Annotated in this window: 9 protein-coding genes and 1 tRNA gene; 1 reads left to right on the top strand and 9 read right to left on the bottom strand. The window is 65.4% G+C overall.

The annotated features are described in order from the left end of the window. Positions 1-24: 24 nt before the first annotated feature. The 8 genes from ODR01_RS04990 to ODR01_RS05025 form a co-directional block, all read right to left on the bottom strand. Complete coding sequence (locus ODR01_RS04990; protein WP_316976507.1) at positions 25-1,212, bottom strand: D-alanyl-D-alanine carboxypeptidase family protein; 1,188 nt, start codon at positions 1,210-1,212, stop codon at positions 25-27. 114 nt (positions 1,213-1,326) lie between these two features. Next, complete coding sequence (locus ODR01_RS04995; protein WP_316976508.1) at positions 1,327-2,334, bottom strand: septal ring lytic transglycosylase RlpA family protein; 1,008 nt, start codon at positions 2,332-2,334, stop codon at positions 1,327-1,329. Positions 2,335-2,392: 58 nt separating this feature from the next. After that, positions 2,393-3,391: a lytic murein transglycosylase gene (locus tag ODR01_RS05000; RefSeq protein ID WP_316976509.1), complete on the bottom strand. Its 999-nt coding sequence runs from the start codon at positions 3,389-3,391 to the stop codon at positions 2,393-2,395. Between the two features lie 67 nt (positions 3,392-3,458). Further along, positions 3,459-4,259, bottom strand: a complete 801-nt coding sequence (locus ODR01_RS05005; RefSeq protein WP_316976510.1) for a YdcF family protein — start codon at positions 4,257-4,259, stop codon at positions 3,459-3,461. 75 nt (positions 4,260-4,334) lie between these two features. Continuing rightward, positions 4,335-5,813, bottom strand: coding sequence for a mannitol dehydrogenase family protein (locus ODR01_RS05010; protein WP_316976511.1), 1,479 nt, complete (start codon positions 5,811-5,813; stop codon positions 4,335-4,337). A gap of 61 nt (positions 5,814-5,874) precedes the next feature. Continuing rightward, complete coding sequence (locus ODR01_RS05015; RefSeq protein WP_316976512.1) at positions 5,875-7,164, bottom strand: lactate racemase domain-containing protein; 1,290 nt, start codon at positions 7,162-7,164, stop codon at positions 5,875-5,877. 217 nt (positions 7,165-7,381) lie between these two features. Continuing rightward, positions 7,382-8,362: a potassium channel beta subunit family protein gene (locus ODR01_RS05020; RefSeq protein ID WP_316976513.1), complete on the bottom strand. Its 981-nt coding sequence runs from the start codon at positions 8,360-8,362 to the stop codon at positions 7,382-7,384. A gap of 117 nt (positions 8,363-8,479) precedes the next feature. After that, a complete protein-coding gene (locus ODR01_RS05025) occupies positions 8,480-10,414 on the bottom strand; it encodes a DUF2207 domain-containing protein (protein WP_316976514.1) in 1,935 nt (644 codons plus the stop codon). Positions 10,415-10,629: 215 nt separating this feature from the next. On the opposite strand from ODR01_RS05025, the gene ODR01_RS05030 reads away from it, so the two are divergent. After that, positions 10,630-10,719: transfer RNA gene (locus tag ODR01_RS05030), tRNA-Ser, on the top strand. A 9-nt stretch (positions 10,720-10,728) separates the two neighbouring features. Here the strand turns inward: ODR01_RS05030 and ODR01_RS05035 are convergent. Next, a complete protein-coding gene (locus ODR01_RS05035; RefSeq protein WP_316976515.1) occupies positions 10,729-11,718 on the bottom strand; it encodes a prohibitin family protein in 990 nt (329 codons plus the stop codon). Between the last annotated feature and the right edge of the window lie 10 nt (positions 11,719-11,728).

Genomic DNA, 11,728 nt, shown 5'->3' on the forward strand with positions numbered 1-11,728 from the left:
CATTTCTCCCGCACGGCTTGCCGCTCAACCGGTGTTGCCCCACAGGAGATACTTCAGGGCGGCGCCGAGGCGGCCGAAAATTCCCAGCCGCTGGACGTCGGTGCCGGCCACCAGCGGAACCTCGATGGGATCGACGCCGGGGGCGGTGATGACCAGCTTGGCCAGCCTGTCTCCTTTGGTGATGGGGGCCGGCAGCGGGCTTTCGAAGGTCGCCGCCACCTTCATCTCGCCGCGGGCCTTGCGCGGCAGTGTGACGACCAAGTCTTTGCCGATGCGCAACGGCACGCTGCGCTCCTGACCGAGCCAGACGTCGGCGTCCGCCACGGTGTCGCCGGCGGCATACAGCTTGTAGTTCTCGAACTCGCGGAAGCCCCATTCCAGTAGCCGTTCGGATTCGTGCGAGCGCACCTTCATGCTGGGCAGTCCGTTGACCACCAGGACAAGCCGCCGGTCGCCCCGCTTGGCCGACGCGGTCAGGCCGTAGCCGGAGGCTTCGGTGTGCCCGGTCTTGAGGCCGTCGACGCCGGTGTCACGATAGAGCAAGGGGTTGCGATTGCCCTGCCGGATGCCGTTGTAGGTGAACTGCTTTTCCGCGTAGTAGCGGTAATACTCGGGGAACTCCTGGATGGTCTCGATGGCGAGAAGCGCCAGATCGCGCGCCGTCGTCATGTGCTCGGGGTCCGGCAGGCCGGTGGCGTTGCGGAAGGTGCTGTGGATGAGCCCCAGTTTGTGGGCCCGGTCCGTCATCGCCTGGGCGAAGGTTTCCTCGCTGCTGGCCAGCCCTTCGGCGACGACAATGCTGGCGTCGTTGCCGGACTGGATGACGATGCCGCGGATAAGGTCCTCGACGCGGACGCGCTCGCCAGGCGAGAGGAACATGGTCGACCCGCCGCTCTTGGCGCCGCCGTCCCGCCAGGCGCGCTCGCTGACGCTGAAGGTGTCGTCAAGGGAGATCGACCCCTCCTTGAGGCGCTCGAAGAGCATATGGACGGTCATCATCTTGCTCATCGAGGCCGGCGGCATCGGTTGATCGCCGTTCTTCTCGAACAGGACGGCCCCCGTGGCCGCGTCCATGAGGAAGGCTTCGCGGGCGATGGTCTCGAGGGTTGCGCCATGGGCCGACTGCATTGCCATGAGAAGGGCGGCAAGCGCGATTCCCAGGGGGCCGGCGGCGTGGCGGGAGAGGTCCTGCTTCCTCACAACACAAGGCATGACAGTCGATTCCGTCTCTAGTGAAATCATGATCCCCGTTCGAGGGTCGGAAGTGCTCCGCGCGGTACCCGCCATCCTAACGCCGGGGGTCTTGCCCGTGACGGCTGCGGCTGACTACTGCACGACGACGATTCGTGCGTCGTTGTACCCCGCCCGCATGACCTGTTCCAGTGCCGTATCGGCCTCTTCCACGCTGGCAAGCGGACCGACGCGCACCCGGTAGACGTCGCGGTTGTTGACCAAGGCCGAGGCGATGCCGACGTTGCCGACATTGGTCAGCCGGGCCGCCGCCCGGTTGGCATTATCGTAAACGGAATAGGCCCCGGCCTGAATGAAAATCTGGGTCGGCGCGACGGCGACGGTGGCGACGGCGTCGACAACGGGATTGGCCAGAGCCCCGGTGTCGAGCGGCGTGTCGTCGCGGGGCGGCGCCGGCTGCGCCGACGGCAGCTTTGGTGCCGGCCGCCCCGCCGCCACCTTGGCGCCGGGCGGCGGCGGCAGCGATTCGCTGTTGACCGACGGTTTCGGAATGCGGTCGACCGCCAAGGGGCTGTCCGCGGAGGCGACCTGGACGGTGCCACGCTGCATCTGGGTGGCGATGGCGCGGCTTTCGTCGGCCAGGATGCTGACGTTGACGCGGGCCGTGCCCTTGCCGTCGAAGCCCAGAAGCTGGGCGCTGCGCCGGGACACGTCGATGATCCGCCCGCGGGCGAACGGTCCGCGGTCGTTGACCCTGAGGATGACGCTGCGGCCGTTTTCCAGGTTGGTGACGCGCACGAAGCTGGGCAGCGGCAGCGTGCGGTGGGCGGCCGACAGCGCATTCATGTCGTATTTTTCACCGTTGGCGGTCGACTTGCCGTGAAAATCCGATCCGTACCACGAGGCGATGCCGGTTTCCTCGTAGTTGTAGTCGACGGCGGGATAATACCAGGTCCCTGCGATCTGGTAGGGATTGCCGACCTTATAGAGACCTGGGCCCGCCGCAGCCTCCTCCTGGCTGACGCCGATCCGTTTGGCGGTATGGGCGATGAATTCGGTTTCGGCGCAGGAGGGCAGAAACGCCCCCCCGGCGACGACCATGATCAGCCGCCACGCCAGCGGTAAATTGCGAACCTTTTTCATCCCCTCGTCATCGATATCTTGTGGTTATCGTCGATAGCGGCCCTAAGATCTTGAAAACTTACCCGCCTTTGATGCGGTCGGCAAGCGAGCCGACGGCGACCGCGAAAAAAGTCGACCGGTTCCATTTCAGGATGGTTTCGAAATTGTCATAGACCAGGAAGGCTGCGCTTCCCGCGCCTTCGGTGAAGACGACGGCCGCCGTAAGGTCACGGGCCGGCAAGGTGCCGCCGTCCGCCCGGCGGACCCCAAGCTTGCTCCATTCGCCAAGGCTCTTGCGGATCTTGAGGCTGGCCAGCGCTGGGTCGAAGCCGTCCGGAAGCTGTACGGGGCGGCCCCATGTCTGATCGTTTTTCCAGCCGGACCGCGTCAGATAGTTGGCGGCCGAGGCGAAGACGTCGGCCTTGTTGTCCCAAAGGTCCTTGCGGCCGTCGCCGTCGTGATCGACGGCGAAGTTGAGGAACGACGACGGCATGAACTGGCACTGGCCCATGGCGCCGGCCCAGGACCCCATCATGTCGACGGGCTTGACGTGGCCCTGATCGAGAATCTTCAGGGCGTTGACCAATTCGGTCCGGAAATAGCTGCTTCGCCGGCCGTCATAAGCGAGGGTGGCCAGCGCGGGAACGACCTGAAAGCCGCCCTTTACCCGCCCGAAGTCGGTTTCGACGCCCCAGAAGGCCACCAGGAAGCGCGGCTCGATACCGTACTTGCGGCCGACCTCATCGAGCAGGGCGCGGTTTTCGGCCAGCATGCGGCGGCCCTTTTCGACGCGCGTCACCGGCACCACCCGCTCCATATACTGCTGGAAGGTCAGGGTGAATTCGGGTTGCCGGCGGTCCAATTCGATGACCCGGGGAATCGGCTGCACGCCCTCGAAGGCGGCGTCGAGTGTCACCTGGCGGATGCCTTGTCCCAAGGCGTCGCGGCGGAAATCGTCCAGCCATTGCGAAAACGGCTGGGACTCCGCGCGAACTTCCCCTCCTCCGATGGCGATGACGACAACACTGATTGCCGCGGCAAGACCCATGGTCATGCCGCGGCGAGCGACCCGCACCATACTCTCCATTCCTTCCAGCCAGAGAGATTCCGTCACGCTTTTCTATAAGGAGTTAAGCCTTAATGATTTATGAACTCGCGGGGCCTGGGAAAAGAGAATCCGTTTTTCCCGTCAGTCGGTAAAAGACCAGGCCCAGCCACTCGTGGGCGGCCGCGTTGAGGGACATGAGCCGGCTCGCCGGGTTGAGCGAAAAGTCGGACAGGAAGGATCTGCCGGTCTTGTAGTCGACCGGATAAGGCAGGATCGTCCAGCCCGCCTTGCGGAAACAGCCGACGGCGCGCGGCATGTGAAACGCCGACGTCACCATGATCCAGGTTTCCCCTGGCCGGGGCCGGGCCAAGGGGAACGACAGGACGGCGTTTTCATAGGTATTGCGCGACTGGTTCTCGTAGACGATGCGCCGGCCGTCCAGGCCGATCTGTTCCCAGAGCGGCGCGATGATGTCGGCCTCCTTGATGTCCTGGCGGGTGAGCGAGCCGGTGCCGCCGCTAAAGATCAGGCGGGCCTCCGGATATCGCCGGGCCAGAGCGGCGAACTCGGTCAGCCGGTCGGCATGGTCGCCAAGCGCGACCTGCCCGCGTTCGACGGTCATCCACGGGTTGACCGCGCCGCCCAGCACCACGATGCCGTCGACCTTGGGCGGCAACGGGGAGACCATCGGAAAGCGGTCTTCCAACTGCTGGATCATCCACGAACCGAGCGGCAGCGCCGTGATCGTCATGAACAGGAGGACGGCCAGCGTCGCCAGGCCCCGGCCGAGGCGCCGCCAACGGGTCCACAGCAACAGCACGCCCGCCGCCAGCAGGAGGAACAGCACGTTGGCGGGGGCCGCGAACCACCACAGGATCTTGGAGAGGCTGAAGAACATGGAAGGTGTGTAGCCCGGCGGGCGGGCCGACGCAACGCCGCCCGCCCGCCGCGCGATGAGGTCACTACCGCTTGGCTACTTGCCGTAGTGTTCGGCGACGGTCGCCGCGGCGCCCTTGGCGTAGAGCGAGGAGAGCCAATTCGTCACCGCTTCGACGAACGGCCGGGCCGCGATGAGGTCCTTGCCGAAGATCTCGGATACCCCCAGGTAGCCCGCGACCAGGGCCTCGGGGTTCCTGCCGGCCTTTTCGCCGATGGCCTTGAGGCGCGCCGCCATGGGATCGGAAACGGTGAAGGCCTGCCCCCTCTCATCGATGCCGGTGACGTAGCGCATCCACGCCGCGACCGCCAGCGCCAGGTGCTTAACCGAGCCGCCAGCCGCCAGGCGCCCGCGCACCGTGCCGCAGAAACGCTGCGGCAGCTTCTGTGAGCCATCCATGGCGATCTGGGTGGTGCGGTGCTTGATGGCGGGATTGACGAACCGCTCCACCAGGCTGTCCTTGTAGGCGCCGACGTCGACGCCGGCCGGCATGTGCAGCGTCGGCGTCACGTCCTCGTCCATCAAGCGGCGCATGAAGCGCACGAAGGCGGGGTCGGCCATGCATTCGGCGATGGTCTGATAGCCGGCGAGCGCGCCCAGATAGGACAGCGCCGAATGGCTGCCGTTGAGCAGCCGGAGCTTCATGAACTCGAACGGCTCGACGTCCTTGACCATCTCGGCCCCGGCGGTTTCCCAGGCCGGCCGGCCGGTCGGGAAGTTGTCCTCGATGACCCACTGTGTGAAGGGCTCGCAGACGATCGGCCAGGCGTCGTGGACGCCGAGCGCCGCTTCGACCCTGGCAATGTCGTCGGGCGTGGTGGAGGGCGTGATGCGATCGACCATGGTGCAGGGGAAGGCGACGTTGGCCTCGACCCACTTGCCGAGATCGGCGTCTATGGCGGCGGCGAACGTCGTGACCACGCGCTTGGCGATGATGCCGTTCGAGAACAGGTTGTCGCACGACATCACGGTGAACGGCGCCGTGCCGGCGGCCCGCCGGCGCCTGAGCGCCTCGACCAGGTAGCCGACGATGGTGGTCGGCCGGCCGGGTGTCTGGAGGTCGGCCTTGATGCCGGGATGGGCCATGTTGAGATTGCCGCTCGCCGGATCGTGGCAATAGCCCTTTTCGGTGACGGTGATCGAAACGATGCGCACCGCCGGATCGCACATGCGCTTGAGCAGCGCCTCGGGGTCCTCGGGACCGACCATGATCTCGGCGATCGAGCCGATGATGCGGGTCTTCATGCCGTCGCCGCTCAGGGCGGAGACCGAATAGAGGGTATCCTGCGGGACCAGGCGGTCGCGCACGTCCGGCCCCAGCAGGTCGACGCTACAATAGCCCCACTCGGTGGCGCCCTTGGCCAGCACGTCGTCGGTGAAGACGGCCTGGTGGGCGCGATGGAAGGCGCCGATGCCCAGATGCACGATGCCCACCTTGACGGCCTTGCGGTCGTAAGCGGGAACGGCCACCCCGGCGGGCAGCGAGGCGAGGACGTCCGTGTTCAGTCGCTTCATTCTTTCTTCCCCTGTCGATGATGCGGGCTGGCGGCGGCGGCCGAAGGGGCCGCCCGGCGCCCTACCCTTTCTGGAACAATTCCTTGCGCGCCCACAGGCCGAGCGCCGGATTGCCGATGTAGAACACCTTCTCGCCGTCGATCACGTTGAAGCCGTTCTTCAGCTTGGCCGGATCGTACTTGGCGGCAGTCTCGTCATAGGACGCCCACTGAAAGCCGACGCCCTCGACCTCGGCCTTGGTGAGGTTTTCCGGCCGCGTGCAATAGGTGATGCGGAACCGCCCCTCCGAGGAGCCGTGAATGAGATGCGCCGCCGCCGACAGATTGCCGCCGAGGTCGGCGTGGTCCTTGACCGCCTTCAATGTGGCCGGGGTGCCGAAATAGCCGTACTTGCGGATCAGGGCGTCGATGCCCTTGTCCTCGCCGAATTCGCGCACCGCCGGCGCCAGGACGATGAGGTCGCCGTCGTCGGCGATCGCCATGCGGGTGCGATAGACCGCCTTGTTGCCCAGCCACGTGCTCTTGAACTCGCCGGGTTCCAGATAGACCACCACCTTCTTCAGCGGCTCATCGAGCAGGTTGAGGTTGACCTGCCGGCTTAGTTCGCAGGCCTGCCGGTAGGCCTCCTCGCGGCCGATATAGAGGCCGCGCAGCGCCAGTTCGTCGCCGTCGCGGCCGATCACCGTCATGATGAACTGGATCGGCAGGTGGCCCAGGAACGTCTCGAAGGCGTGGTTGAGCAGCTGGCGGACGGGGGTGTCGGTGCGCCCCATCAGCTTTTCCATGTCGACCACGGCGCCCAGGAAGTGGCTGCGGTTGATGATGTCCTTGCCGCCGACGCCGATGCAGACGTTCTTGGTATAGTTGGCCATGCCGACCACCTCGTGCGGCACGATCTGGCCTATGGAAAGGATAAGGTCGTAGCCGCCGTCGGTCACCGCGGTGTCGATCTCGACGTCGACGGCATAGTCAAGCTGGTCCCCCGACAGTTCGCGGATGAACTCGGCCGGCAGCGTGCCGACCTTCTTGACGCCGTTCCGCCAGTCATGGACCAGGAAGTCTTCGAGCGGAATGTCGGGCCCGAACATGCTGCGGATCTGGGGTTCCGTCATCGGCGTGTGGGTGCCCAGCGCCGGCATCACGTGGACGGCTTCGGCGCGGCCCTTGAGATAGGCGTGCAGATAGGCGGTGATCGAGCCGGCTTCCGAATAGAAACGCGTGATGTCGGGCGGCAGCAGCAGGACGCGCTTCGGCACGTAACCCAGCTTGTCGATGAAGGCGCGAAGATGCGCCTCCTTCTCGGTCCTGGAAATGACGCGATCGGGAGCGCCGTCGGAAATCAATACCGCCACGATCCAGTCTCCTTGTCTTTCATGTCGAGCGACCGCTTCTCCCCGCGTTTCCGGCCCGCTTTTGGGGTCCTGGCCACCACCGTTTCCGGCTTTGGTCCGGAAGAATCGTCGCAAACGGCGGCGCAAGTCAAGGCGTTTGGCCCGGTGGTTGGGCCAATTTTGCCGCCCCACCGGCGCCGATGCAAGGGCGCTGAAATAATTCTACAAAATCAATATATTATGGGGCGTTGTTAAGAATTTTCTCGATGTTTGCCATGACATCCGGCGTCAGCTTCTCGACGACATCCAGGGATTTCAGGTTGTCTTTCAATTGTTCCACCCGCGAGGCCCCCAGGATGACGGTGCTGACGCGCGGGTTCTTCAGGCACCAGGCCAGGGCCAGACGCGTCGTGGTGGTGCCGATGCCGGCCGCCAGCGTGGACAGCGCCCTCACCTTCTCGATCTTCTTTTGCCCCTCGGGGCCCAGCATGCGGTCCTTGAGCCAGGCGTAGCTTTCCACCGTCAGGCGCGAACCGGCCGGGACGCCGTCGTTGTACTTGCCGGTCAGCAAGCCGCCGTAAAGCGGCGACCAGATGGTGGTGCCGAGCCCGATCCCGTCATAGAGGGGCATATACTCCTTCTCGACCTTGTCGCGCTCGAACATGTTGTATTGCGGCTGCTCCATGGTGGGCGGCGTCAGGTGCTGCTCGCGGGCAATGCGGGTGGCCTCGCCGATGTCGGCGGCCGACCATTCCGAGGTTCCCCAATAGAGCACCTTGCCCTGCTCGATCAGAGTGTGCATGGCCCGCACGGTTTCCTCGATCGGCGTTTCGGGGTCGGGGCGGTGGCAAAAATAGAGGTCGAGATAATCGAGTTGCAGACGTTCCAGCGCCTGGTGGCAGGCCTCGGTAACATGCTTGCGGCTGAGGCCGCGCTGGGTCGGTGCCGGCTCGTTGACCGACCCGAAGCACACCTTGCTGGAGACGATATAGCTGTCGCGCCGCCATCCCAGGTTCTTCAGGGCTTGGCCCATGATGGTCTCGGAGCGGCCCTTGGCATACGCCTCGGCGTTGTCGAAGAAATTGACGCCGGCATCGTAGGCCGCCTTGAGGCAGGCTTGGGCGTCGCCGACGTCCACCTGGTTGCCGAACGTGACCCATGAACCGAACGACAGCGCGCTGACCTGCAGGCCCGATTTCCCGAGACGACGATATTCCAATATCTTTCCCCTTCGCTGACCGTTGTCGACGATCGGCGCCGGAACGTGCGTCCCGGCGCCGGCAAGATACGTCATCAGATATAGGTGGTTTAGGTCGGTTGGCGAGAGGGCTTGTTCTCACCACCCGCCGCCGCCCCCGCCTCCTCCTCCGCCGCCGGCCGATCCGCCGCCGCCGCTGCCGCCACCCCCGGCGGTCGAACCCGGTGCGGTTGCCGAGGCGGAGACGGCACCGACCAAGCCGCCGCCCATCGCGGCGGGAAAAGAGTGGCTATCACCTTGTTCGCCGGGTTGCCCGGAATACCAAGCGGGTTGAAAGGTCTCCTGGCCGGGCTTGGCAACGCCGAGGGCCGCCGCGAACCGCTCGCCCCATGCGGTCTCGACGTCGAGGGCCAGCGCGTAAGGCAAATATTTCTCGAACATCGCAGAGGTCATTGCCGGCGGATTCTGAGCGTCCTGGCGGAGCTGCCCGGCCGCGGAAAGGTACATCCCGAAGCCCTCGACGGCGTCCATGATCCGGCGCCCGGCGACCGTCGGCGCCGACATCAGGTGGAAGAACAGCGCATTCACCAGAACCACCAGCACCAGAAGCACGAAAGTCGTCGGCGCGATGACCTCGAGAGCGGCCTTGCCGACAAAGGCGGCCATCCCGACTACCGTCGCGAGCAGGATCACCCCGAACACGGCGGGGGCGATGGGCCGGCCGCCACGGCCGCGCCGCGCAAAGGCGGCTTTCCATCTTCCCAGTCCCCGGTAGCCGAAGAAGGCCAGCACACCGAGAGCGAGGATGCAGAAAACCATGACGCCGCCTGCATCGGCCGGCGACGGCGCGGCCAGGATCATGGCGGCCAAGGTCAATGCGCTCAACGCTGCGCCGGGCAGCAGGCAGGTTCGGTTGGACGAAAAGAACGCGCGACGGTATTCGGCCTTCAGCGTCCTCTCGAGCGCGGCACGGGCAGCGCCGACGGCCGGCTGATAGGTTTTGCCGATCTCCACCTCCGCGCGGGAACCGCCGAAAAGCGCGGCGGCAATCTTTTTTTCGCCGGGCGACAGGTCGGCGCCCCCCTCCCCCGTGCGGCGCACGGTGAAGGTGTCGTCGCCGGCCTCGATGGAGAGCGCGCCCTTGACCGCCATATCGACGATGGCAGCAGCAAAAGCCTTGTCGTCGAACTCCCCACGCATGATGTAGCGCACGACGGCCGGCGACAGACCCTTGGGCGGTTGGGACACGCGCACGATAGGGCCCCGCCTGGGGTCGCGCCCGACCCGGCGCCACATCACGACGTGGGCGGCCAGGACGAGCAACAGGCCGAACGTCCCGGCGATGGCGCCGGCATTGTCGGTGGCCGTACCCCAAACGCGGCCCGCCGCCGACGGTTCGGCGACATACCCCTTCTGCCAAGCCACCGCGATGGTCAGATCCTCGCCCGGGCCGAAGACGCGGGTGGTGGTGAAACGAATGTCATCGTTGGCGTCGCGATCGACGGCGTAGTCTTCGCCATGTTGGCCGGTCCGGCCGGTATACGCGGCATGGCGCAGGACCGGTGCGCCATAGGGCAATACCACGACCGCCTCGATGCGCTGGCGGGGCAAGGTCCAGTCGCTGCCCGTGACATTCCAATAGATTTCGTCGTAGTCGGCGAAGTAACCGATCTGACGGTCGGTCCGGTATTCCAGGGTGTAGGTGTGTTTCCCCGGCTGCAGAAGGACGTCGGGCTGTCCGATGTAGAGAATGCTGCCATTCGATGCCGCCTCTAGCCGATGCGGCTCCGGCCGGCCGTCGCGTTGAACGTCCAGAACATCGAACGTCACCCGCACGTCTCGTCCCAAGCGGTCGCGATAAAGGGTTGGAAAAGCCCGGAAAATACCACGCTTGACGGCGTTTCCCTCGGCCCGTACGTGCAGCGTTTCTGTCACCGTCAACGTGGCGTCGGCGTTGACGACGATGCGGCTTTTATAGTCGAGGATGGCTTCTTCGGCCGCGGCCGTTCGGACGGCCGCCAAGCCCAGCAGCAGGTTGGCCAGCAGCCCCAGGAAGGCGAGACGCCCGGTCATGTGACCGCACCCGCCGGCGCGGGCGTTTGTGGCAAGCATCGAGAATGCGACCATCGAACTTCCCCGCGTGACGTTTCCACGGATTCGCCGGAGCGATGGTGATGGTAACGGCGTTGGGTTCCGCGAGGAAGGGAAACGGTATCGGCGTCAGACGGAGGCCCGGTCCCTTCTGTTAGACAACCGTCCGATGATTCGCTATTGGTTGGCCCGCGGATGGATGGGTGGCCGAGCGGTTGAAGGCACCGGTCTTGAAAACCGGCAGGGGTTTACGCTCCTCGTGGGTTCGAATCCCACCCCATCCGCCAAGCGCCGAGTCAGGGAATCCGGGACGGCCGGCCGAAAGGATCCGCCGGCGCCCCTTCCGGGGCCGCCTCGCCGCCTGCCTGCGCAGGGTCAACAGGCAAAACGCCTGGCGCCTTCATGTCGCCGGGAGGATTGAAGATAACCGGCAATCCCTCCCCGCCCCCAACGATGATGATCTTGGAGTTGCGCGCGGTGGAGAGCGCCATCGTCGCCTCGATGCCGCGCAGCCTCAGGTATTCGTCGGTGATCTGTCCGGCCACGGCTTCCTGGAAGTCGCGCACCCCCATGGCCTCGATCCTCTTGCGCTCCGCCTCCTTGGTTTCGCGCGCAATGCGGAAGTCGTATTCGAGCACCGCCTGTTGCTGCTCGACCTTGCGCTCGATGGCGTCCTCGACCCGCGTCGGCAGCCTGACGCTGCGGATCAGGACATCTTCCACCTCGACCAGCTTTTCGCCCACGTCCTGGCCACGCAGCAGCGAGGCGCCGCCGTCGGCCCGCATCCGCTTCAGGATCTGGGCCTGGATGAAGGCGCGGTTTGCGGAATAGAGCTGTTCGGGCGTGTAGCGGGAAATGTAATCGCGGGCGTAGGAGCCGATTTCGGGATAGACCAGCACCTCGTCGTAACGGGGACCGACCAGCTTGTGCAGTGCCCCGACGGCTTCGCGATTGATGCGGAAGCGCACGGCAATGTCCACCTCCATGCTCAACCCGTTGGACGAAATGGTGTCGTAATAGCGGGCCGAATTCTGCAGGCGTGCGTCGTAAAGGGTGATGTGATCCCAGGGGAAGATCACCCTCAGGCCTTCGCTATAGGAATCGTCGGTCACCGTGCCGCCGAAGAAGCGCTGCCACAACACGCCGACATGGCCGGCCGGGATCTCGATGAGGGAAAACGGCACCGCGACGATCAGGGCCGCCAGCACGCTGAGCTGGAGCGCGTAAATGCCCATGGCGTGGCGGCGGCGCCATTGGCGGAAGCGGACCCTTGGTGGTTCGGTCATTGGCGAACGA

Source organism: Shumkonia mesophila (assembly GCF_026163695.1).
GTDB lineage: Bacteria > Pseudomonadota > Alphaproteobacteria > Rhodospirillales > Shumkoniaceae > Shumkonia > Shumkonia mesophila.

Bases quoted from the DNA above. Each gene is read 5' to 3' on its own strand.
- ODR01_RS04990 (WP_316976507.1), bottom strand. From the start codon at position 1,212: ATGCCTTGTGTTGTGAGGAAGCAGGACCTCTCCCGCCACGCCGCCGGC.
- ODR01_RS04995 (WP_316976508.1), bottom strand. From the start codon at position 2,334: ATGAAAAAGGTTCGCAATTTACCGCTGGCGTGGCGGCTGATCATGGTC.
- ODR01_RS05000 (WP_316976509.1), bottom strand. From the start codon at position 3,391: ATGGTGCGGGTCGCTCGCCGCGGCATGACCATGGGTCTTGCCGCGGCA.
- ODR01_RS05005 (WP_316976510.1), bottom strand. From the start codon at position 4,259: ATGTTCTTCAGCCTCTCCAAGATCCTGTGGTGGTTCGCGGCCCCCGCC.
- ODR01_RS05010 (WP_316976511.1), bottom strand. From the start codon at position 5,813: ATGAAGCGACTGAACACGGACGTCCTCGCCTCGCTGCCCGCCGGGGTG.
- ODR01_RS05025 (WP_316976514.1), bottom strand. From the start codon at position 10,414: ATGACCGGGCGTCTCGCCTTCCTGGGGCTGCTGGCCAACCTGCTGCTG.
- ODR01_RS05035 (WP_316976515.1), bottom strand. From the start codon at position 11,718: ATGACCGAACCACCAAGGGTCCGCTTCCGCCAATGGCGCCGCCGCCAC.